Origin of the sequence: Mesorhizobium sp. M1A.F.Ca.ET.072.01.1.1, assembly GCF_004023325.1 — a bacterium.
GTDB lineage: Bacteria > Pseudomonadota > Alphaproteobacteria > Rhizobiales > Rhizobiaceae > Mesorhizobium.
The window spans coordinates 1-19,523 of sequence record NZ_RZSF01000102.1 but is presented as its reverse complement, the minus strand read 5'-3'; the positions used below and the strand labels follow the sequence as shown (position 1 = coordinate 19,523).

19 protein-coding genes are annotated in these 19,523 nt (G+C 63.5%); 13 read left to right on the top strand and 6 right to left on the bottom strand.

Features of this window, described 5'->3' with window-relative positions:
- The 4 genes from EOA32_RS16205 to EOA32_RS16190 all read left to right on the top strand — a co-directional run.
- Positions 1-555 (top strand): MgtC/SapB family protein (locus EOA32_RS16205; RefSeq protein WP_145971305.1); only part of this gene is annotated, 555 nt, incomplete at its 5' end.
- A complete protein-coding gene (locus EOA32_RS16200; RefSeq protein ID WP_128372290.1) occupies positions 522-821 on the top strand; it encodes a hypothetical protein in 300 nt (99 codons plus the stop codon). The genes EOA32_RS16205 and EOA32_RS16200, both read left to right, overlap by 34 nt.
- A 650-nt stretch (positions 822-1,471) precedes the next feature.
- Positions 1,472-2,395 (top strand): NAD(P)/FAD-dependent oxidoreductase, encoded by a 924-nt coding sequence (locus tag EOA32_RS16195; RefSeq protein WP_245499296.1) that lies wholly within the window; start codon positions 1,472-1,474, stop codon positions 2,393-2,395.
- Positions 2,396-2,414: 19 nt separating this feature from the next.
- Positions 2,415-2,720, top strand: coding sequence for a hypothetical protein (locus EOA32_RS16190; protein ID WP_127213980.1), 306 nt, complete (start codon positions 2,415-2,417; stop codon positions 2,718-2,720).
- An 83-nt stretch (positions 2,721-2,803) separates the two neighbouring features.
- Here the strand turns inward: EOA32_RS16190 and EOA32_RS16185 are convergent, their stop codons facing one another.
- From EOA32_RS16185 to EOA32_RS16165, 4 genes are all read right to left on the bottom strand, one after another.
- Entirely contained in the window at positions 2,804-3,289 is a 486-nt protein-coding gene (locus tag EOA32_RS16185; protein WP_095783489.1) for a DUF2269 family protein, read from the bottom strand.
- Positions 3,289-4,572: an SDR family oxidoreductase gene (locus tag EOA32_RS16180; RefSeq protein ID WP_128372289.1), complete on the bottom strand. Its 1,284-nt coding sequence runs from the start codon at positions 4,570-4,572 to the stop codon at positions 3,289-3,291. The genes EOA32_RS16185 and EOA32_RS16180 overlap by 1 nt, the downstream gene beginning before the upstream one ends.
- A gap of 73 nt (positions 4,573-4,645) precedes the next feature.
- Positions 4,646-5,152 (bottom strand): hypothetical protein, encoded by a 507-nt coding sequence (locus EOA32_RS16175; protein WP_128372288.1) that lies wholly within the window; start codon positions 5,150-5,152, stop codon positions 4,646-4,648.
- A 548-nt stretch (positions 5,153-5,700) separates the two neighbouring features.
- On the bottom strand, positions 5,701-6,882 hold the full coding sequence (locus EOA32_RS16165) for an SGNH/GDSL hydrolase family protein (RefSeq protein WP_189407162.1): 1,182 nt from the start codon (positions 6,880-6,882) through the stop codon (positions 5,701-5,703).
- Between the two features lie 361 nt (positions 6,883-7,243).
- Here EOA32_RS16165 and EOA32_RS16160 point away from each other — a divergent pair, with 361 nt between their 5' ends.
- From EOA32_RS16160 to EOA32_RS16130, 7 genes are all read left to right on the top strand, one after another.
- Positions 7,244-8,356, top strand: a complete 1,113-nt coding sequence (locus tag EOA32_RS16160; protein ID WP_095823464.1) for a sugar ABC transporter substrate-binding protein — start codon at positions 7,244-7,246, stop codon at positions 8,354-8,356.
- A gap of 74 nt (positions 8,357-8,430) precedes the next feature.
- Positions 8,431-9,951 carry a sugar ABC transporter ATP-binding protein gene (locus EOA32_RS16155; RefSeq protein WP_128372286.1) on the top strand — a complete coding sequence of 507 codons (1,521 nt, stop codon included), beginning with the start codon at positions 8,431-8,433 and terminating at the stop codon, positions 9,949-9,951.
- Positions 9,952-9,968: 17 nt separating this feature from the next.
- Entirely contained in the window at positions 9,969-10,919 is a 951-nt protein-coding gene (locus EOA32_RS16150) for an ABC transporter permease (protein ID WP_164747628.1), read from the top strand.
- Between the two features lie 171 nt (positions 10,920-11,090).
- Positions 11,091-11,975, top strand: coding sequence for an AraC family transcriptional regulator (locus EOA32_RS16145; RefSeq protein ID WP_095778782.1), 885 nt, complete (start codon positions 11,091-11,093; stop codon positions 11,973-11,975).
- A gap of 198 nt (positions 11,976-12,173) precedes the next feature.
- Positions 12,174-13,781 (top strand): FGGY-family carbohydrate kinase, encoded by a 1,608-nt coding sequence (locus tag EOA32_RS16140; RefSeq protein ID WP_128372285.1) that lies wholly within the window; start codon positions 12,174-12,176, stop codon positions 13,779-13,781.
- A gap of 111 nt (positions 13,782-13,892) precedes the next feature.
- Entirely contained in the window at positions 13,893-14,288 is a 396-nt protein-coding gene (locus tag EOA32_RS16135) for a hypothetical protein (RefSeq protein ID WP_128372284.1), read from the top strand.
- A 70-nt stretch (positions 14,289-14,358) separates the two neighbouring features.
- Positions 14,359-15,549 (top strand): NADH-quinone oxidoreductase subunit D, encoded by a 1,191-nt coding sequence (locus EOA32_RS16130; RefSeq protein WP_128372283.1) that lies wholly within the window; start codon positions 14,359-14,361, stop codon positions 15,547-15,549.
- 231 nt (positions 15,550-15,780) lie between these two features.
- Here the strand turns inward: EOA32_RS16130 and EOA32_RS16125 are convergent, their stop codons facing one another.
- Positions 15,781-16,215 carry a hypothetical protein gene (locus EOA32_RS16125; RefSeq protein WP_067003930.1) on the bottom strand — a complete coding sequence of 145 codons (435 nt, stop codon included), beginning with the start codon at positions 16,213-16,215 and terminating at the stop codon, positions 15,781-15,783.
- A gap of 623 nt (positions 16,216-16,838) precedes the next feature.
- Positions 16,839-18,023 (bottom strand): Gfo/Idh/MocA family oxidoreductase, encoded by a 1,185-nt coding sequence (locus EOA32_RS16115; protein WP_128372281.1) that lies wholly within the window; start codon positions 18,021-18,023, stop codon positions 16,839-16,841.
- A gap of 302 nt (positions 18,024-18,325) precedes the next feature.
- Between EOA32_RS16115 and EOA32_RS16110 the strand changes: the two genes are divergently transcribed.
- Both EOA32_RS16110 and EOA32_RS16105 read left to right on the top strand, forming a co-directional pair.
- Positions 18,326-19,213 (top strand): MurR/RpiR family transcriptional regulator, encoded by an 888-nt coding sequence (locus EOA32_RS16110; protein ID WP_095830807.1) that lies wholly within the window; start codon positions 18,326-18,328, stop codon positions 19,211-19,213.
- 71 nt (positions 19,214-19,284) lie between these two features.
- On the top strand, positions 19,285-19,523 hold a 239-nt coding region (locus tag EOA32_RS16105), incomplete at its 3' end, for an SDR family NAD(P)-dependent oxidoreductase (protein WP_128372280.1).

The following is a 19,523-nucleotide window of genomic DNA, read 5'->3' as shown; positions in this document are numbered from 1 at the left end:
GGCATGGAGCGCGAATGGCGTAACCGGCCGGCCGGGCTGAGGACGCATATCCTGATCTGTCTGGCAACCGCCTTGATCGCCATACTGGCCATCGAAATCACCCATCTCCCCGTCTTCGATGGCCAGGAGATAGCCATTGACCCCATCCGCCTGATCGAAGCCACAACTGCCGGCGTCGCATTCCTGGCTGCGGGGCTAATATTCTTCTCCAAAGGGGAGGTTCAGGGGCTGACGACCGGCGCGGGAATGTGGCTGGCCGGTGCCATTGGATTGGCAGTGGGTCTCGGGTTCTGGCAGATCGCAATTCTTGGCACAGTCTTGGCGCTGATCGTGCTAGGGCTTTTGCAGCTGGTGCAGGTTGCCCCAAAGGACGAGCGAATAGTCGGAGCATTTGGAGGCAGGGCGTCCAGTCCCTGCGCTTGTCGGCGTTACAGTGTTTTGCTGAATTGCAGATTCCGATCGTCTCGGCCGGCGCACTCATGGCAGATCATGACCTGTCACCAGATCAAGTGCAGACACCCATGGTCCGGCCCGACAAGGCAGGAATCCTCCTAGCCATTTTCGGCTCTGCGCAGCAGCCGCGACAAGTGCTGCCGATGCATCGCCTGCATGTCTTCAAGCAGCTGGAGGAAGCGCAGGGCGTCATCGGTCGGCAATCCCTGATCGCTGAGGTCGGCAACCAGCTCGTGCTGACGGCGAAGGTGCCGCTCGCCTTCGTGAACATGCCGCCTGGCCATTTCGATATCATCGTCGATTGCCATTTACCGGAACGTCGCTCGTGTCGTGACGTTCCTCGGTGGGCTGTCCAAGATTGGAACTGATTGCGCGGCCATGACTTGTTATGGGAGCGGTCGTTTCCCGTTGGGACGTAGCCGTCTCGGCAGCACAAAAGCCCGTCGCTTACGCTCATTGGCTGCGACGGGCTTTTCAAGTCTTAGAAAATGTTAATGTCGGTTGCCGCAAGCGCGGCGCATAATGGAACTCTGCCCCGCTACGCGGGGTAAGGGCCCGGCCTGTATGTCAAGCCCCCAACCCCGCCCGGCAGGCCGGGCTACTTTGATCCACAAAAGCGAACTTTTGCACCGTCCGGTCCGGCGAGAACGGCGGCCTGCGGCACGTGAAGGCAGCCGAACGTCGTCAGCGTCTGGCGAGACAACGGATCGGCGCGCAACGCGAATGCACGGCGGAACCAATAGGCAAGGGCGCGGTTGGGGCAGATGGTCGCCTATAACAAAACAACTGATCCCGCGCTTACCGGTGCACGCGGTCGAGGCCGGATTTTGCGCCCTCGTTTCTGTCCGTTCGGAAGGAAACGCGGCCATCCGCACGAGCGGCATCTGTGTCGGCCTCATTCTTATGAGAACCGGGAAGCAGTCGCGCACGCCCCTGGTCTTAGTCACCAACAGACAAGTTTGTTTGCCGGGCACGAGCCGCTTGCAATAGCTCTGCATCACCTCCCGGGAGTTCTTTGGTGATCAAAGACGATAGCGTCTGTCAGTGGGAACGAATTGACTGCTTGGTTATCGGTGGCGGTCCGGCCGGCTTGGCAGCAGCGACGTATCTCGGGCGCTTTCGCCGCCGGGTCGTCGTTGTCGATTCCGGTCAAAGCCGCGCGAAGCTCATTCCGATTACCCGCAACTGTCCCGGCTTCCCCGACGGCATAGCCGGCGCCGACCTGCTGAACCGGCTGCGGCAGCAGGCTTTGCAGAGCGGAGCCGATCTTAGGCACGATGTAATCCACGAGATTGGCCGCGACGGAACGGATTTTATTGCGATCGGTTCGACAGCCATTCGTTCCCGCGCGGCGCTCCTGGCTACTGGCATTGTCGATAAGCTTCCAGAGACGCCTTCGGCAGACGATATGATCAGAGCCGGCACCTTGCGCCTCTGTCCGATCTGTGACGGCTATGAGGTGATCGATAAGCGCGTCGCAGTCCTGGGCCCGGCGGAAGAGGCGGTGAAGAAGGCATTGTTCATGCGGACCTACACTCGCGACGTCACCGTACTGACGACCGATGCTTCGAGTGAAATTGATGCAGATGCCGGCCGACTGATCCACGAAGCTGGAATCCAGCTCGAGCCCTGCATCCCTCATTCACTCCGACCCTCGGGAGAGCAGGCCACCATTCGACTCTCCAACGGAACAGCATCCTCATTCGATACCGTCTATCCAGCCATGGGATGCACGATAAGGTCGCAACTTGGCCTAGATCTCGGGGCGACATGCGACGAGCTTGGAAATCTTGTCGTGGATGCGCATCAGCGCACGGTCGTGCCAGGCCTGTATGCCGCTGGCGATGTGGTCAACGAAATCAATCAGATTGCTGTCGCATTCGGCCACGCCTCGATCGCAGCCACCGACATGCATAACTATCTTGACGATACCAAGTGCTAGTTTTCACCGGTGAATTGTGATGCATCTTGTTCAGATCCTGCTCCCCTGCTCGGACAACAACGGCCAGCCTTTCGCTCAAGAAGATTTCGACCGCGTGAAGGAAGAACTGGCGAGTCGCTTCGAAGGCGTTACTGCTTACCTTCAGGCGCCTGCCGACGGTTTGTGGAAAAAGGGTGCCGAGTCCAACGCCGACAAGATTGTGATCTTCGAAGTCATGGCCAACGAGGTCGATCTCATCGACTGGCGTGAACGCCGGACCGCACTCGAGCGGTGGTTTCGACAGGAGAAGGTGGTTATCCGCTACATGCCGATCGCACTGGTGTAGTCGTTCTTGTCCATGCACGGGAAATCAGAGCCGGCGCCTCTCCTCCCGGCGTAGCTCAGATGAGTTCGCTCGGCCCGTCGGCATCAGCCGGTCCCGAACCATTCGATGGCCGGGCGGGTGATCATCAGCCATAAGATAGCGGCGACCGCGCCGAAGGCCGGAAAGCCGAAGACGAACCAGAGCCGGAAAAGCCGGTGATAGCGCGGCGGAAGCAACTGGCCGGCTTTCGCCGCCGCCAGGGCAAGATCGCGCATCTCCATCTGCATCCAGACCACGGGAAGCCAAAAAACACCGGTCACGACGTAGAGAAGGATCGACAGCGCGATCCAGCCGTCCCAGAGCGAATAGCCGACGAGCCAGGCAAGCGCGACGCCGGTGATCGGTTGCGCCACAACTGCCGTTGCCGTGAACAGGAAATCGGCAATCACGACAATGCGCGCGACCGCGGCCACGGTAGCCGGGTTGCCGGTCCGGTGTGCAAGCAGCATGAAGAAGGCGATGCCAGCGCCCGTCCCCAGCAGAACCGCCGCGCCCACGATATGGAGATATTTGAGACCGAAGTAGAGCATCAGCGCTCCTCCAGGATCGCCAATGCGACGAAGTGCAGAAGAACGATCGGCAGGATCTTCATCAGCGGGCCGAGCGGTTCATTCCACAGATCGGGCCGCAGGAGCGTGCCGGCCAATGCATAAAAAACGCATACGCCGATCGCTCCCCAGAGCCCAACGCGCGCGGTTTTGCGAAGCGCGATGAGAACGCCGATGACCAGGTCGGCCAGCGCGCCGGCGATGACCAACGGCGCCGCCAGCGCGCTCACAGCGGTACCGATCAGGAGTTGGACACCGCTCTGCCATCCGGTTGTCAGGGATATGATTCCGGTCATGATCCAGAAGAACGGCAGCACCGTGAAGATCGCGGGTTTGATGAAGTAAAGGCCGGCAAACCATCTGTCCTGCACCGTGGCTGGGTTTGCGGCGAGTGCTGTCGGGAGACCTCGCGGCTCGATCCCGGTTGTCGCCTTCCAGGGTCCGGGATCACCCGTTGCTCCCCGGCTGATCTCAAGGGCGGCGTTGGTGCGCATGGGAGGGCGCCATCCCAGCACACTGACGGCGTCACCCAGCCGATAAAGTAGACGCGCCGCCCATCTCGGGAGAGCCAGGACGCGAGCCTCGTCCCATCCAAGCCACCTGCGGTAATGCGCGACTACCTCCTCCATGGCGAAGGCGTCCGGACCAGCAAGGTCGAGAGCGATCCGTGACGGGCTGTCAGGGCTGAGGAAAAACGCCACCGTTTCGACCACGTCCTCAAGTTGAACCACCTGCAGACGGCCGGAGCCGGGCATGGAGGGCAGCAGAGGAAGCGCGGCAAGGCCGCGAAACAGGGCGCTCGCTCCAAAAACGGGGCGGCCCAGAACGACGGAGGGTCTCAGCACGACCCAATCCAAGTCGAGCGTCATCAAGGCCTCCTCGCCGGCATATTTGCTGGCGGAGAAGGCCGAGGGTTGCTCACGATCGACGCCGATAGCGGAAAAGTGGATGACCCGGCGCACCCCGGCTTGCTGGCAGGCACGAAACAGCGCCGCTGGGCCCAATGCATGAACCCCTGTCGTATTTTCGCTGGCGCTGTCCTGCAGAACACCGGCACAATTCACCACCACGTCAACGCCTTGAAGAGCACTGCCCCAGTTCTCGGGGGCGAGCGCCTTCGCCATATCGATGGCGACCGTTCCCGCCTCCCCCGCCCGGCTTGGTCGGCGTCGTGAGGCCCGCACGACCTCGTGCCCTGACGCGACCAAACGCGCGCACACCGCTGTGCCGATGAGACCGTTCGATCCCGTTACGAGAACCTTCATTGCCGATGTCCCGCCGGACAAGACAGCGCGGCGGGCCGAAGGGTCGGATCGTTCCGCAGAACGCGCCGCCCGGTCACCGGCTTCTCCTCTCGGCTTGCTGGTCGCGCCCTGTTGGCCGGTTGCCGGAGGAGTCGAACGCCTCGATGGCGGCGCGTTCCATTTCTCTCAGTGATCTCGAAAGCGTCAGGCCCCAAACGACATGAGCTGCAATCATCAGCATGTTTCTCCTGATGGGGTGACGGTGCGCCGGGGTCAGAATGCGGGCGGCGGGAATCCAACCGAGATAGCTCAGCGCCCAGATGCATAAGCCGTAGGCGATCCCGCTCCCTCCAGTGGTGGGCAGCAGGGCAAAGAAAGCACCGGTGAGACCGCCAAACCCGAAATGCGCAAGCAGTGTTCTTGAACGTGCTTCGCGCTCGTCAACAGCTGGAAAAGTGCGGTCGACGATCTCGCGAGGCGGAAGCGGATAGCGCTCGTCGTCGGGCAGGACTGCGTGCAGGCGCCTCATCGTTGCTGTCATCGCCATGGTCGCCGCGACGCCTGCCACAGCCCCAAGCAACGCCTTATCGAGCGGCCGCATTGCTCACCATCTCTTCTCCATTGGGATCGAAAGACGACCTTTGCGTCCAGCCTGACGTCGACGCTTCAGGCCAGAAGCAAGAATCAACGCCGTCGTCCTCGACCCTCACTTCGCTTTAAAACCTCCATCAACCCGGCAAGCCGGTCAGGGAGCCATCTCTCGGTCCGAAACAGCGGAAGTGCACGCAGATGGCGCCTCATTATCTCACTGGAAAACTGGCGCCTCAGTAGCTGCGCAACCTGCTCATTATTATGTCTTCCATGTCCAACCATTTTCGTGACCGCAATCAGTTCGGTCACCAAACCGGCAAGACTTGCAGTTTGTTCCTGGACAGCTGAGCTCTTCTGCCAGCTCCATTATGCTAAGTGCTCGTCGTCCTGTTCTGAGGTTGGCCATCCGTGTTTTCGCCGAATTGCACCCGACGACGGGCGCCGATATTGGAGCACGACCGGGGCGGGTCGCACCAAGAATGGTGACATGGGCGGCGCCGCCAACATCCAGAAGGCGCCGGCGCGGGCAGCAGCCGCCACTCGCAGAACCAGGTAATCCTATTGGCCGCGAAGCAAGCTCTCGAAAGCTTCCTCGAACAGCCTGGCCATCTCGGCATAGCCGTCGTCGGACGGATGCAGGCCGTCGCCGCAATCGAAGGCGGCGAGCAGCCTCGACGGGTTGGCGGGATCGGCCAGCGCGCGCTCGAAATCGACGACGGCATCGGCTTCGCCCGATGTCCTGATCCAGGCGTTCACCGCCTCGCGGTCGCGCTCCTTGGTAGGAGAGTAGAAGGTTCTGAGCGGCTGGCCTTCGAAGGCGCCACCGAAGGGCGGCAGCGTGCCAAGCAGCACCTTGATGCCGTTGAGGCGGGCGCGTGCGATCAATTGCCGGTAAGCCGCGATCAGGCTTTCGACGGCGACGGCCTCCTGACGGCCGGCAAGCATGGTTTCCGGCCAGCCGATGTCGTTGATGCCTTCCAGCACCGAGACCCACCGGACGTTGGGAAAGCCCAGAACGTCGCGGTCGAAGCGGGCGAGCGCGTTGGCGCCGCGGGCGCGGCTGGCAAGCACGCGGTTGCCGCCGATCCCCTGGTTGAGGACGCCGATGCCTGACAGCCGGCCGCTTTTCGCAAACCGCTCCGCCAGCCGGTCCGGCCAGCGCGCATTGCCGTCGACGGTCGAGCCGAAGCCGTCGGTGATGGAATCGCCGAGACAAACCAGAGAGCCACTGTCCGGCCCGCTCTCGACCAGCACGGCGCTGAGGAAATAGCGGCTGGTCGAGGTCTGCTGCACCGGCAGTTCGGCTGCGTCGGCGAAGTCGCCGATTTCGGAAATGTAGGCGGTCTGCTGCGCCTCGTAGTGATAGGTCTCGATCGGCGCGAAATCGGGGAAATAGAGGCTGATCGCGATCTGCCCGAGATCGGCAACCGATAGGTCCACAACATCGCCGAGAAGCGGCGCGCCGGGCGCCAGATCTGCCTGCGTCTCGCCGCCGAACGTCACCTGCCGGATGCTGCCGGCGCCGACCGCGCCGTCTTTCGCGGCAAGCGCGACGGTCGCGGCGCCGATACGAATCGGCGAGGCGCCATATTCGTTGGACAGCCTCAATCGCAACCTCTCACCGCCGGTGCTGACGCGCACGACTTGGCGTACCGTCTGCCGGTGGAAGCCATAGAGCACGGCGTCTCCCGGCCAGACGTTCATTGGGCTTGCGCTCCAGGTTCCGATCCAGTGCTTCATTCTCTTCATCCCTTCGGTTTCGCCGCGCGGCCCTCGCCAGACAGATAGTCGCGGCTTGCGGCGCGAGCTACCGGTTGCGCTTTCCGCGACACATAGATTTTTGACTCCGAATGCAACGCGCCGGAGGTCGAGCATGTTGTAGCGCAGTCGTAATCGCGGCCTCGGCTTTCACTAGCGGAATCAAAAAAGTACTAACACCCGCCCCGGAACGTGGTGGCTGGCCGGATAGCGCGCGCCTAGCCTGATCAGATCGTCCGGTGGAGGAAACGTTCCGGGGGATGTTTGGGGCTGAGTGCCCCGCCGGGCGGGCTTGGTGGAAAGCTCTACCGGCAAAGATTCCAACCATTTCAGGGAGCGAGACATGGGTTGCGAGACCAAGAGCTTAACATTGAACCGCCGCGCGCTTTTGCAGGGCGCGGCAGCCACTGCCGGCGGCCTGTTGCTGGCGGGCGGCGAGCGCGCCGCGGCGCAGGGCACGACCTCCAAGGTTGTGGCCTGGGAGACCGGCTATCTCGGCTTCTTCTTCTTCGTCGTGCTGCAGGAGGCGCTGAAGCGCAAGGTCGAAGGCCTCGGCCTGGAATTCGTCGGCAAGGACGCCAATGGCGATGCCAACGCGCAGGTCAACGACTGGAACAGCCTGCTCTTGCAGAAGCCGCGCTACCTCATTTCCGACGCGCTGGATTCGGAGCTGCTCATCCCACTGAGCAAGAAGGCGAAGTCGCTCGGCGTGCCGCTCGGCATGGTCGACACCGTGCTTACCGGCGGAGAGGTAGCCGCTTCGGTGACCTTCGACAACAAGCAGTCGGGCGTCATGGCGGCGGAGAAGACCGCCGAGCTGCTCACCAAGAAGCACGGCTCGCCGAAGGGCAGCGTGCTCAACAATTACGGCTCGCTGACCGCCGTGGCGCTGCGCGACCGCAAAGACGGTTTCGAGGACACGCTTAAGAGCAAATATCCCGACATCGAGATCATCTCGCGGCCGCAGAACAACCAGCATGAGCAGGCGCTCGCCGTGGTCTCGGCGACGCTGCGCGAGCGGCCGGACCTCGACGCCATCCACATGCCGACCGACATCTTCGTCGTTGATGCCCGCAAGGCACTCGAAACGCAGAAACGGCTGTTCCCGGTCGGCCATGAGAAGCACATCATCCTGACCAGCATCGATGCCTCGCCGAATGCGCTGGAGTGGGTGAAGGCGGGTGAGATCGACGCCGACATTGCGCAGGACCCGATCGCCTATGTCGAGATCGTCGTTGACCTGCTGGAAGAGTACACGCTGAAAGGGAAGCCGGTTCCGATCGGACCTTACGAAAACAAGAAGTATTTTTGGGAGAAGGGCACGATCGCCGACAGCCCGTCCGGCCCGCTGCTCACCATCCCGCCCTACTTCCTCACCAAGGAAAATGCCGACGACCCGCGCCACTGGGCCAATGTCGTGACCCAGGTGTGGAAGATGCAGCAGAACGCCGGCTGAGATCGCAGCCGACGAGGCGGGTGAGAACGCGCCCATCGCGTTCTCACCTCATTTCGAGATTGCCGGTTATCCCAATGGTCAACGCCGACGGCACGATCGTGCCCGATAGTCTTGCGCAGGACGGCGCCAACGCTGTTCTGACCGTCGACAATGTCTTCAAGCGCTTCGGCCCGCTTGCGGTGTTGGACGGCGTCTCGCTGAGCGTGTCGCGGGGCGCGATCCATGGCCTGCTCGGCAAGAACGGCGCTGGCAAATCGACGCTGTCCAACATCATCGCCGGGCTGTTGCGTCTCGACAGTGGCACCATCCTGTTGAATGGGGAGGACGTGTCGGCCCTGCCGTTGACGGCGCGCAAGAAGCGCGGACTCCACCTTCTGTCGCAGCATTCGGAGATCTTCGAAGACCTTTCGATCGGCGAGAACCTTCTGCTGCCGGATCTGCCGAGACGCTACGGCCTGACCGACTGGCCCGCGCTCCGCCGCCTGGCGGCGCGCCAGCTCGAAAGCCATGGCATGCCGGTCGACCCGAGGCGGCGCGCCGGCGACCTCGGCGCCAGCGACAGGCGCAGGCTCGCCATCATCAAGGCGGTCGCGGCCGAAGCCTCGCTGATCATCCTCGACGAGCCGACCGCAGGCCTTGCGGCGGCCGAGCGGCTGCATCTGCTGGAATGGGTCGAGAGCCTCACCCAACGCGGCACGTCTTTCATCTACATTTCGCACCACAACGACGAGGTGCGCCAGCTCTGTTCGGAATACACGGTGCTGCGCGACGGCAAGGTGACCGCCAGCGGCAAAGCGGCGGAGCTTTCGGCCGAGGCCATGGCGCGCGTCATCACCGGCGCCGACGTCGCCGAATTCCACCGCGCCCGCAAGGATCATGGCGCGGCCATCGAGCTCAGCGGGCTATCCTTTTCCGGCGGCGGCCCGGTCGATCTTGCGATCGGCCACGGCGAGATCGTCGGCCTCGTCGGCCTGCTCGGCGAAGGGCCGCAGGAATTGATGCGGGCGCTGGGCGGCCTGCTGCCCGTCGAGGCCGGTGCCGTCCTGATCGATGGCCGGGAAGCGCGTCTCGGCTCGCCGGGGCAGAGCCTCGGCTCGGGCATTGCCTACCTCACCCATGACCGCATCGGCGAAGGCCTGGTCGGCTCGATGTCGGTGACCGAGAACCTTAATCTCGGCAATTGGCCGCTATCGCTCGGCTGGCTGGTGAGCGGCGCCGGCATGAACCGCCGCATGCGCGAGGCGCGCGGCGCCATGGAGATCGTCATGGGCAGCGGCGCCCAGGAGATCGGCGAGTTGTCTGGCGGCAACCAGCAGAAGGTGCTGCTTGGCCGGCTGCTGGAACGCAAGCCGAGATTGCTTCTGCTCGACGAACCGACCGTCGGCGTCGATGTCGCCGCCAAGGAGCAGATCCACCGCCTGATCGACGATGCGACGAAGGAGGGCGTTAGCGTGCTTCTGCTCGCGCAGGACCCGGAAGAGATGCAGCGCCTCGTCGACCGCGTGGTGATCTTCTCCAAGGGTCGGATCGCGCGGATGCTGCGCGGCGCCGAGATCACCATCGATGCGATCGCCGAAGCGAGAGCGGCGCGATGACAGGGGCAGTATCGGACATGACCAGCAAGAAATTCCTTCTCGACAATGTGGTCTGGATCCTGATCATCGTGTTCAGCATCCTCGCCGGCTTCCTCAATCCCTTCTTCCTTTCGGAAGGCAATCTGCAGAACGTGCTGGTGCAGGCGACCACGCTGGGCGTGCTGGTGCTTGCGGTCTCCTTCACGCTTCTGATCGGCGAGATCGATCTCTCGGTGGTCGGCAATCTGGTCTTCTCGAGCATGGTCGGCGCCTATGCCATGCAGCAGTTCGGCGTCCACTGGACGCTGGCCGTGCTCATCACCATCGTTGCCGGGGTGCTCGTCGGTCTGCTCAACGGCTACTTCGTCGCCTATTTGCGCATGAATTCGCTGATCGCGACGCTGGCCATGGGGCTTTTTCTTCAAGGCGCGGTGCTCGGCGCCACCCAAGCCCGCACCATGGTGGTGACCGATGAAGGCTACAGCTACATAGGCAGCGCCACCATCGGCAGCTGGCCGGTAATGCCGATCGCCCTCTTCGTCGCCTATCTCCTGGCGCATGTCGTGCTTGCTTATTCGGCCTGGGGTCGCAACCTCTATGCCACCGGCGGCAACCGCCGGGCGGCGAATGCCGCAGGCATCAACGTCAAGCGCGCGAGGCTTGGCGCCTTCAGCGCTTCCGGCTTCCTCGCTGGAGTGGCCGGCTTCCTCTACACCTCCTATCTCGGCGGCGTCAGCGTGACCGTCGGCAGCACGACGCTGCTCTATGCCGTGGCAGCACCCGTCATCGGCGGCGTCTCGCTGTTCGGCGGCCGCGGCCGCGTCATCGGCATGCTCGGCGGCACGCTGCTCATCACCGTCATCCAGACCGGCCTGCAGCTCATCAACGTCTCGGCCTATTACATTCAGATGATCGGCGGCGCGATGATCCTGCTTGCGATCGCCGTCGATGCCTTCCGCATAAGGAGCGAGGAACGCGGCGTCGTTTGAGGCGCCGCTCAGCGCCGTGGAGGCTCAGAATAGTCAAAAAAGTACCAATGGAGTGGCGCGAACATGGTGGCGAAGATCTTGTCGGCTCGATAGCTTGGCTGACATGAGGCCGAAACCGGACGGCGCGTCGTAGAGGGGACGCGCCTTGGCTTCAATACGGGAGGAGCAGCGATGAAACCCGATCTTGAAGTTGTGCAGATCAGGCCGGGCGAGTCTTTCACTGCCTGGTCGCACGGTTACCCGTTCCGCACGGTGCGCTGGCATTTCCATCCGGAATACGAACTGCATCTCATCGTCGCCACCCGCGGCCGCTATTTCGTCGGCGACTTCATCGGCGAGTTCGAGCCGGGCAATCTGGTGCTGACCGGCCCCAACCTGCCGCACAACTGGGTGAGCGATGTGCCGAAGGACGCGACGGTGCCGCTCCGCTGCCGCATCATTCAGTTCAATGAGGGCTTTATCGACGGCGTCATCAACACCTTCCCCGAGCTCGCGGCGCTGACGCCGGTGCTCGAAGCCTCGCGCCGCGGCGTGCTGTTCAGCCGCCAGACCAGCAAGCAGCTTGGCCCGCTGATGGAAGAGATCATGAATTCGCAAGGCGTGCGCCGCATTGAGCTGTTCATGATGATAATGGGTCTGCTCAGCCGCGCCGAAGGCGCGCGCATGCTGGCCAGCGCGAGCTACCTGCCCGATCCGTCGGGCTATATGTCGGCAGGCATCAACAAGGCGCTTGCCTATCTGCGCGAGAACCTGACCCAGCCCTTCAGCGAGACGGACCTAGCCGCCATCGCCGGCCAGTCGCCCAGTGTGTTCTCCCGCTCCTTCCGCCAGCACACCGGTATGACGCTGGTTCAGTATGTGAAGCGGCTGCGCATCAACCTGGCCTGCCAGATGCTGATGAGCGACGAGCAGGCTTCGATCACCAGCATTTGCTTCGAGGTCGGCTACAACACCCTTTCCAACTTCAACCGGCAGTTTCTCGCCGAAAAGGGCATGACGCCCTCGCATTTCCGGCGGCTGACACTGCACAACATCAACCTGGCGAAAGCGGCCTAGCCAGCCGGCACGACAAGCAACGGCATCGAGTTGGCATGGGCAAACGTGACCGGCAAGGTAAAGCTTGCCTGCGCCGCTGGCCGGAACGGCAACACCGATAGGGAAACGAAGGTGACATCACCATCCGCGACCCTTGTCATCCTGCGGCAAAGCAATGGCCTATAGCAACCGAACGGATCGGGCGAAGGATCTGAAGTCATGAGCAGTCATTTCATCGGCATCGACATCGGAACCGGCAGTGCCCGCGCGGGCGTCTTCGACGAAGCGGGCGCCATGCTTGCGTCCGCCAAGGCCGACATCGCCACCTGGCATGCCGAAGGCCATATCGTCGAGCAATCGAGCAATGACATCTGGCGCGCCGTTTCTACGACCGTTCGCGAGGCGGTGTCGCTTGCCGGCATCCCGGCGCAGTCGGTGCATGGCATCGGCTTCGACGCCACCTGCTCGCTTGTCGTTCTAGGGCCGGGTGGCGAGCCGCTGACGGTCAGCCCGTCAGGGGATCGCGAGCGCAACATCATCGTCTGGATGGACCACCGCGCCACCGAGCAGGCGCGCAGGATCAACGGCACCGGCGAGGACGTGCTGCGCTATGTCGGCGGCACCATGTCGCCCGAGATGGAAACCCCGAAGCTCTTATGGCTCGCCGAGAACATGCCGCGGACCTTCGCCGCGGCATGGCAGTTCATGGATCTCGCCGATTTCCTCACCTGGCGCGCGACCGGCAGCCTGTCCCGCTCGACCTGCACGGTGACTTGCAAATGGACCTATCTCGCGCATGAGGCACGCTGGGACGATGCCTATTTTCGCAAGGTCGGGCTCGGCGCGCTCGCGGATGAGGAATTTGCCCGGATCGGCACCGAGGTCGTGGCGCCGGGGAGCGCGCTCCCCAACGGCTTGACGAGCGAGGCGGCGGCCGAGCTTGGCCTTTTGCCCGGAACGCCGGTCGCCGCCGGCATGATCGATGCCCATGCCGGCGGCATCGGCTCGGTCGGCGCGCGCGGCGGCGCCGGCGATGTGACCACGCGCATGGCCTATGTCTTCGGCACCTCGGCCTGCACCATGACGACGACCGAGCAGGCGGCTTTCGTGCCGGGCGTGTGGGGGCCTTATTTCTCCGCCATGGTGCCCGGGCTGTGGCTGAACGAAGGCGGCCAGTCGGCCGCGGGCGCCGCCATCGATCGCCTGGTCGGCATGCACCCCGCCGCCGTCGAGCTAGCAGGGATTGCGGCGCGAGGCGGCCAGAACCTCAGCCAGTGGCTGGCGCAGGAGGCGGTGCGGCATGGCGGTGCGGCGAAGGCGGACAGACTGGTCGGCGGCTTGCATGTCGTTCCCGAATTTCTAGGCAATCGTGCCCCCTTGGCCAATCCCGACGCGCGCGGACTGATCGCCGGCTTGGACATGGCGACTGGAGCCGACAGTCTCGTCGCGCTCTATGTCGCCGGCCTCTGCGGCCTCGGCTATGGCGCCCGCCAGATCCTGGCGGCCATGCATGGCCGCGGCATCAAGATCGACACCATCGCCATCAGCGGCGGCGCAGGGCAGAGCCCGCTCGTGCGGCAGCTCATCGCCGACTCCACCGGCAAGGTGGTCTACGCGCCAACGTCCCCCGAGCCGGTGCTCCTCGGCTCAGCGATGCTCGGCGCGGTCGCCGCCGGGCGCCACTCCGACCTTCCCGCGGCCATGGCGGCGATGTCGGAGGTGGGCGAGGTCTATTCGCCAAACGCGGCGCTCGCTGCCTGCCACGACAGGCGCTTTGCCGCGTTCGAACGCCTGCAGGCTGCTGCGCTGTCAGTTTCGGCTGTGTGAAATATCCAGCCGTCGACCGCCAACATTCACCGTCACTTGCCCTCTTGGGCCGGAACCATCGCCGGGCGGAGGGGTTGTGTCGTCAGACTTCGATACATGGAAGGAAAGACGATGCGGACGGTGACGATGATGCTCGCTCTTTCGACCCTTGCCCTGGCGCAGCCGGTCTCGGCTCAACACGCCGATCCGCAACCGCCCCAGGTTCTGCCCCCGGCTGAACAACCTCGGCTCGACCAGGCGCAACCCGATCCGGGAAGTTCCGGCCAGACCGTTACCAACGTCGTGGTGGTGGCGATGGAGGACCTGCCCGCGGAGATCAAGGTCCAGGCCGAAGCCGTGGTCACCAGGACAACCGCCACGGACCTGGCCAAGCTGCAGAAATCGATCGATGCCTCGCCCGAGGCGGTATCGGTGCTGCATGCGAACGGGCTGAATTCCTCGCAGGTCGTCGCGGCCAACATCGATGGCGACGGCACGCTGACGCTGATCATCCAGACCACGACATGATCGGCGGCGCCGCGGGCCGTTGACCCGACTGCAGCGGCCAAACAAAACCAGAGTCCGCGAAGAGGCCGCCATGGCCGAAACCGCAATTCGCAACTTCACGCTCAACTTCGGACCGCAGCATCCCTCGGCGCATGGCGTGCTCAGGCTGGTGCTGGAACTCGACGGCGAGATCGTCGACCGCGCCGATCCGCACATCGGCCTGCTCCACCGCGGCACCGAGAAGCTGATCGAATACAAGAACTATCTGCAGGCCCTGCCCTATTTCGACCGGCTCGACTATGTGGCGCCGATGAACCAGGAGCATGCCTTCTGCCTCGCCGCCGAGAAGCTGCTCGAAATATCGGTTCCCCGGCGCGGACAGCTTATCCGCGTCCTGTTTTGCGAGATCGGCCGGCTGTTGTCGCACCTGCTCAACGTCACCACGCAGGCGATGGATATTGGCGCGCTGACGCCGCCGCTCTGGGGCTTCGCCGAGCGGGAGAAGCTGATGGTCTTTTATGAGCGCGCGTCGGGCGCGCGCATGCATGCCAACTATTTCAGGATCGGCGGCGTGCATCAGGATCTGCCGGGAGAGTTGCTCGACGACATCTGCAATTTCTGTGATCCCTTCCTGGGAACATTGAGCAATCTCGATGAACTCCTGACCGAAAACCGTATCTTCAAGCAGCGCAATGTCGACGTCGGTGTGATCGGACAGGACGATGCTTGGGCATGGGGTTTCTCCGGCCCGATGGTGCGCGGCTCGGGCGCGGCCTGGGATCTGCGCAAGGCGCAACCCTATGAATGCTATCCCGAAATGGATTTCGACATTCCGGTCGGCAAGCACGGCGACTGCTACGACCGCTATCTCGTGCGCATGGAGGAGATGCGGCAGTCGGTTAGGATCATGAGGCAATGTCTGGAGAAGCTGCGCTTGCCCGACGGGCACGGCCCGGTCGCCGTACCGAACCAGAAGATCACGCCGCCGCCGCGCGCCATCATGAAGCGTTCCATGGAGGCGACGATCCACCATTTCAAGCTGTACACCGAAGGGCTTCATGTGCCGCAGGGCGAGGTCTACGCCGCGGTGGAGGCGCCCAAAGGCGAATTCGGCGTCTATCTTGTCTCTGACGGCAGCAATGTTCCGTACCGCTGCAAGATACGTGCGCCGTCTTTCGCCCACCTTCAGGCGATGGACTTCCTGTCGCGCGGGCACATGATCGCCGATGTCGCGGCCATCATCGGATCGCTGGATATCGTGTTCGGAGAGATCGATCGCTGAGCGGAGGCGCGGCGCGGGCAGCCCTAAGAGCAATTCCAGACACAGTCCCAAACTTCGCGCGGGGAATTGCATCAACAGCCGAATGAGCGAAAGCAAAAAGATAGAGCGGTTCGACGTTCTCGCAAAACGGTGAATCGCTCTAGCTACCGACGGCTGGGGACAACAAACAACTCCCCTCCGTCTCCGATAAGGATTGAACCTGCCGCGGTTCTTCGAACCGCGGCAGTCGTCTTAGTGCATGAACACCGATCTCAGCCAGGCAAGAATGCCCGAGCCTGGAGAGATGGCCGCGCGAACGCGGGACGCCGCCCAGCGTGCCGGCAGATTGGCGCCGACATGGCAATGGCAGACGACCTCGTGCAGTTGCCAGTCGCTGAGTTCGAAGAAGCGCTTTGCTTCGCCGTAGGTGTCGTCCTTCAGGCCCTGAGCACGAAAGATCGGGTCTTCGAAGGCGACAGTAATCGGCGATCCGGTGGAACGCATCTTTTCGCGCACGTCGGGTGTGGCGTATTCGGTGCCCGCAAGCGCCATAAGGCGCCGGCCGGGATCCTGCTCGAGAAGTTGCGCCCAGCGCTCGAGGCGTTGGCCACGACTGGCGATGAGAACCGCTGCTTCAGCATGAACGTCGGCAACGGCATTGAGTTGGTCTACGGTTTGGTGCTTCAAGGCCGCCTCCTATGTCGGCAGATGATCACCCGCCCCGCAAACGGAACTAAGGCGCTGCATGGCGCCGGCAAGGGCGAAATGGGCGACGGGAAATCATTTGATCGTCATTCGTGTTCGACCCCGCCGAAACGCGGCGGGATGGCTGTGGAACCATCCCCGGTCGAGGCCGTTCTGCCATGCGTCAGCCGCCGGTGATCAGGTGTCGATGAAGCGTCGGATGAGGCGGCTCTACCCATCATGTTCTGGTCGGGCAGATACCGGTTGCCCAAACCGCATCTCGCGGACTGCTCCGCCAGCGCAACGAGGGACCACCTTATGGCTATTCTCCCCACTCCCGACCCGACGCCAACGCCGGTCCCCACGCCGCCGCCGTTTCCCGACCCAAAGCCGATGCGCGAACCGGATCCGGAGAGGCTGCCGGACGAGGAACCCGTTCCCAATCCGGATGAGAACGACGTGCCTCCCAAGCACTCGGGTACGCTCGGTGCAGGGGCGACGAAGCCATATCGGTGCAGGATCGATGAGGCCGCCATCGGGCGCTCGACTGATTCGCGACACGTCGGCCGGTCGCGCCGCCGCGCATTGTAAAGCGGATTGAACGATTCAAAGCACCAAGCCGGCGTCTATTCAAACCGCGCCGGCGTCCAGGCTCCTCCAGCCGCGTTCGACTCCACTGCCGCCGCCACGAACTTCACACCACGAGCGCCGTCGACGACGTCCGGTACCTGCGCCGCGCGCGCAACATCGACCGCAGTGCCCGCTCGATGCGCGCGGATGATGTCGGCGGCATCACGGTAGAAATTGGCGAAGGCCTCGATATAGCCCTCGGGATGCGCTGCAGGCATGCGCGAGACGCGCCGGGCTTCCGCCGTCGAGCCGTGGCCGCCGCGCACCAGCGTGCGTGCCTCCTCGCCATACGGCGCGAAGCGCAGTTCCTCCGGCCGCGTGCCCGACCATTCGAGCCCGGCCCGGTCGCCATAGATGCGCACCGAGAGATCGTTGTAGTGGCCGGGCGAAGTCTGGCTGGCGAGGATGGTGCCGCGCGCCCCGCCGGTCCAGCGCACCAGGACATGCGCGTTGTCGTCGAGGCGACGACCTGGCACGGCGGTGAAAAGGTCCGCCGATACGGCGTCAGCCTCGAAGCCGGAGATGAAGCTCGCCAGGTTGAAGGCGTGCACGCCGATGTCGGCAAGCACCGCCGATTGCCCGGCGCGCGCAGGGTCGGTGCGCCATTCGGCCTGCTTCTGGCCTTGCGCGTCGATCGGCTGCGTCAGCCAGTCCTGGATGTAGGCACCGTGCACGGACAGGATGCGGCCGAGTTCGCCCGCTGCCACCATTTCGCGCGCCTGCCGCGCCATGGCGTAACCGGTGTTGTTCAATGTGACGAGGAAGCGGCGCTTCTTGGCTTTCGCCAGCGCCACCAACGCCTCAGCCTCGGCAAGCGTCGTCGACAGCGGCTTGTCGCAGATGACGTCGATGCCGGCTTCTAGGAAAGCAGTGGCGATCGGCGCATGCAGATGGTTGGGCGTGACGATGACCACCGCCTCGATGCCGTCCGTCCGCGCCGCTTCGGCCTTTGCCATCGCATGGTAGTCGGCATAGCTGCGCTCCGGCGCGATGCCGATCTCGGCGGCGGATGCCGCGGCGTTTTCGGCATCCGAGGACAGCGCACCCGCCACCAGCGCGATCTGGTCGTCGAGCCGCATGGCCAACCGATGAACCGCGCCGATGAAGGCGTTGCGACCGCCGCCGACCATGCCGACCGTCAGGCGCTTGCGTAAGGTTCCGTCAGCGGTTGCGTAGACCATGGTTCGAGTCCTCCCGGATGCCTCCAGCGCAGGGACTATAGGAGGCGCCTCGCCAATTTCGAACAGCTTTTCCAAATTTTGTTTTGTAAAATGATCGTGCCGCACTAGCCTTATGCGAACCGGTGGAGGAGGGTTCGAATGGTGAAGCGTCGCATGGCTACCCGCCGGCTTGTCGAGGCGATGGAAGGAAGACAATCGCTTCAGGTTTTGAATTGTCCCCTTTCTCCAAACGTCGACAATTGGCAATCTTCACCGCAAGTTCGGGTCGCCTCACGTACAACAGCTCAAATCCGGCCCATCTTATGAGCGGCGCACGAACCTCACCCGGCGAGAGCGTTCCCCGCAAACGCGGCCGTTCGCTGGCGGCACTTGGCTACACGAAACCACAAACCTATGAGGAGCTGCGCGCGGTGCTCTCTTCCGGCACCGTGCATTTCCCGAAAAGGATGCGCCAGGTCGCCATCTTCCTATGGCAGCATCCGAGCGACGTTGCGCTCGGCACCATCGCCCAGGTGGCGGCGCAGGCAGGCGTGCAGCCCTCGACGCTGGTACGCTTCGCGCAGATCTTCGGCTATGCCGGCTTTTCCGACTTCCAGGGCCTGTTCAAGGACCATTTGAAAGGCTCCTGGCCGGAAGGACGCACGCGCGACAACAAGGAACCGGCAGCAGCCGAACCCCACGCCGACTTGCATTTCCTCAACGGCATGGTCGGCGCCTCGCAGGCTTCTCTCAACCGCATCGGCAATGGTTTCGACACCGACAGCTTCGAGAAGATGGCCGACCTGCTGGCGGGAGCCGAGCTGATCTACGTGATCGGCAGCAAGCGCGCTTTCCCGGTCACCACCTATCTGTCGCTGACGCTGTCGCAGCAGGGCGTGCGCAACGTGTTGGTCGACAATGTCGGCTCGACCGCGCTCGATCAGGTCGGCTGCATAAGCCAGTGCGACGCGGTGCTCGCCGTTTCCTTCAGCCCTTACAACTCGATCACGCCAGACCTGGTCGCCCTCGCCCATGATCGCGGAGCACGCATCGTCGCCATCACCGACAGCACCTTCTCACCGCTGGTGAAACTCTCCGACACCTGGCTGGAAGTGGTGGAACAGGACTTCGCAGGCTTCCGCTCGCTCGCCGCTTCGCTCGCCGTCGGCATGGCTTTGGTCCACGGCGTCGTCGCGCGGCGGACAGGCTGATCGGCGCAGTTGACTGCAAGGAACTGCCGTTCCATATTCGAGAAAATAGAAACTTTGTTCCGGGAGGAGGAATGGAGGTTCGGCTCGACGGCAAGGTCTTGTTGATCACCGGTTCGACCCAAGGCATCGGCCGCGCGATTGCCTGGACGGCCGCCCGTTCCGGCGCCGAAGCTTTGCTGATCACCGGCCGCAACCGGCAGCGCGGCGAAGCGGTCGCGGCGGAACTGTCGGCGATGGGGGCGCCGTCCGCTTTCCTGGCGGCCGACCTCGGCGACCCGGAGACTCCGGCCCTGCTCGCCGCCGCATGCAC

Bases quoted from the DNA above. Each gene is read 5' to 3' on its own strand.
- EOA32_RS16190 (WP_127213980.1), top strand. From the start codon at position 2,415: ATGCATCTTGTTCAGATCCTGCTCCCCTGCTCGGACAACAACGGCCAG.
- EOA32_RS16110 (WP_095830807.1), top strand. From the start codon at position 18,326: ATGAGCGGCGCACGAACCTCACCCGGCGAGAGCGTTCCCCGCAAACGC.
- EOA32_RS16115 (WP_128372281.1), bottom strand. From the start codon at position 18,023: ATGGTCTACGCAACCGCTGACGGAACCTTACGCAAGCGCCTGACGGTC.
- EOA32_RS16165 (WP_189407162.1), bottom strand. From the start codon at position 6,882: ATGAAGCACTGGATCGGAACCTGGAGCGCAAGCCCAATGAACGTCTGG.
- EOA32_RS16175 (WP_128372288.1), bottom strand. From the start codon at position 5,152: ATGCGGCCGCTCGATAAGGCGTTGCTTGGGGCTGTGGCAGGCGTCGCG.
- EOA32_RS16200 (WP_128372290.1), top strand. From the start codon at position 522: ATGGTCCGGCCCGACAAGGCAGGAATCCTCCTAGCCATTTTCGGCTCT.
- EOA32_RS16135 (WP_128372284.1), top strand. From the start codon at position 13,893: ATGCGGACGGTGACGATGATGCTCGCTCTTTCGACCCTTGCCCTGGCG.
- EOA32_RS16185 (WP_095783489.1), bottom strand. From the start codon at position 3,289: ATGCTCTACTTCGGTCTCAAATATCTCCATATCGTGGGCGCGGCGGTT.
- EOA32_RS16145 (WP_095778782.1), top strand. From the start codon at position 11,091: ATGAAACCCGATCTTGAAGTTGTGCAGATCAGGCCGGGCGAGTCTTTC.
- EOA32_RS16150 (WP_164747628.1), top strand. From the start codon at position 9,969: ATGACCAGCAAGAAATTCCTTCTCGACAATGTGGTCTGGATCCTGATC.
- EOA32_RS16140 (WP_128372285.1), top strand. From the start codon at position 12,174: ATGAGCAGTCATTTCATCGGCATCGACATCGGAACCGGCAGTGCCCGC.
- EOA32_RS16155 (WP_128372286.1), top strand. From the start codon at position 8,431: ATGGTCAACGCCGACGGCACGATCGTGCCCGATAGTCTTGCGCAGGAC.
- EOA32_RS16180 (WP_128372289.1), bottom strand. From the start codon at position 4,572: ATGAAGGTTCTCGTAACGGGATCGAACGGTCTCATCGGCACAGCGGTG.
- EOA32_RS16160 (WP_095823464.1), top strand. From the start codon at position 7,244: ATGGGTTGCGAGACCAAGAGCTTAACATTGAACCGCCGCGCGCTTTTG.
- EOA32_RS16130 (WP_128372283.1), top strand. From the start codon at position 14,359: ATGGCCGAAACCGCAATTCGCAACTTCACGCTCAACTTCGGACCGCAG.